General features: G+C 36.9%; 2 protein-coding genes. Both read right to left on the bottom strand.

The features are described from left to right. Positions 1–81: 81 nt before the first annotated feature. The gene (locus tag LKD36_RS17420; RefSeq protein WP_308460388.1) at positions 82–1,056 is read right to left on the bottom strand and encodes an IS3 family transposase; all 975 of its coding nucleotides are present in this window, start codon (positions 1,054–1,056) and stop codon (positions 82–84) included. Next, entirely contained in the window at positions 1,056–1,457 is a 402-nt protein-coding gene (locus tag LKD36_RS17415; protein WP_308460387.1) for an HTH domain-containing protein, read from the bottom strand. Before LKD36_RS17415 ends, LKD36_RS17420 begins: the two co-directional genes overlap by 1 nt. Positions 1,458–1,670 lie beyond the last annotated feature (213 nt).

Below are 1,670 nucleotides of genomic sequence, written 5' to 3'. Positions count from 1 at the left end.
TAAAGTGTACCCTTTGTCAAGGACACTATGACTTTTTCCTTTTCAGATTTCTATTTTATATTTGTTTGTTGTGTAGAGGCATCAAAGTGATGCCTCTGATTGATTGTTTTCACCTTTTGCTTTAGGGATTATCAGAGGATAAATTCCTGTTGTCATATATTGATAATACTCAACAGGTGACAACCTTGCTAAGTCCCATTGATAACGTTCTGTATTATAGTATTCTGTCCAATCCCTAACTGCGTTTAATATCTCCTCATAGCTGTAGCACTCTGATAGATCTAATTCATCTTTCATATGACCAAAGAATGATTCCTGAGGAGCATTGTCCCAACAGTTTGCTCTACGTGACATAGACTGTCTCAGTTCATTATCCTTTAACAATTGGATAAATTTAATGCTGGTATAGTGGGAACCCTGATCGCTATGTATTAATGTTTCTGTGCTTAAATCAGTTCCATGTTTTTCTATTAACTGTTTTACTGTTTCTAATACAAAATCAATTTCTAATGATTCGCTGAGAACCCATGACAACAGTTCCTTGGTACAGGCATCTATAATTGTTGACATATAGCACCGGGGTGCTTTTCCATTTATAATATACGTGATATCTGTTAACAGAATTTTTCTTGGTCCGTGTTCCTCGAATTCACGGCTTACTATATTGGGGGCGGTATATGCGGTTGCCATTGCTTTTGCCATTCTCCGATAGGGATTTGCTTTGCGGATAGGACACTGTAAGTTATATTTCCTCATCAGCCGACGAATTTTTTTGATATTCATCACTATAGGCGGTTCCATGTGCAACAACCTCATATATATGCTACGGGCACCTTTATGGTATCCTCGATACTGGTATGCTTTCAGAATCAAAAGAAAATCCTGTCTATCCCGTTCCTCTCTTTCCATTCGTTGGTCTTCTGTTGAGAGATAATGGTAATAGCCCGAACGGGATACTCCTGCAATTTCGCACATGGCAGCTACATTCAATAGATTATCGTTTTTTTGCAAAGTATCATAAATAATCTGATACTTTGCATGGGCTGATATTTTCATTATTCCGGAGCCTCCGGATTTAAAGATACAATTTTTTTTAGAAACTCAATCTCCTGATCTTTATATGCCAGTTGCATTTCTAAATACTTTATCCGATTTTCAGCCGACAGATATCCGTTGCAGCCCTGTGCATAGGTGTTAAGATCTCGAAAACCATTTCCCTTTTTTACTTCATTTCCAATCATGGTTTTCAGACCATTTATTCTGGAATCCCCCAAGATATTTGGATCTATCCCAAGAGTCGAAACAATCTCACGTGGAAGCCTGCCCTTTGACAGTTCCTTCCAAAACAGTTTTTTAAATTCTGCCGAGAAATGTACAATGCTCGGTGATACATCCAACACATATTTGCTATTTCTCAGTGTGAGCATTTCTTGTTCTGTAAACTTTTTGTTTGCCATAATTTCCTCCAATTCATTTTTATTTTAATATCAATCTGAATCGGAGTCAAAAATCGATTTTGTCCAAAATAAAGGGGATCATCAGAACCATGTCCGAAGTTAAGGGTTCCCTGTAAACTCATTGTATAGATTTAAGGGTTTTCGTTAAAACTTACTGTCTAATGGTAAGGGTTTTAAAAACTCAAACTGTCTAATCTATAGGGTACATTTTAT

The organism is Hominiventricola filiformis, from assembly GCF_020686965.1.
Taxonomy (GTDB): domain Bacteria; phylum Bacillota; class Clostridia; order Lachnospirales; family Lachnospiraceae; genus Hominiventricola; species Hominiventricola filiformis.
The sequence above is the reverse complement of the archived record's forward strand: the minus strand, read 5'-3'. Positions and strand labels throughout refer to the sequence as shown.

Bases quoted from the DNA above. Each gene is read 5' to 3' on its own strand.
- LKD36_RS17420 (WP_308460388.1), bottom strand. From the start codon at position 1,056: ATGAAAATATCAGCCCATGCAAAGTATCAGATTATTTATGATACTTTG.
- LKD36_RS17415 (WP_308460387.1), bottom strand. From the start codon at position 1,457: ATGGCAAACAAAAAGTTTACAGAACAAGAAATGCTCACACTGAGAAAT.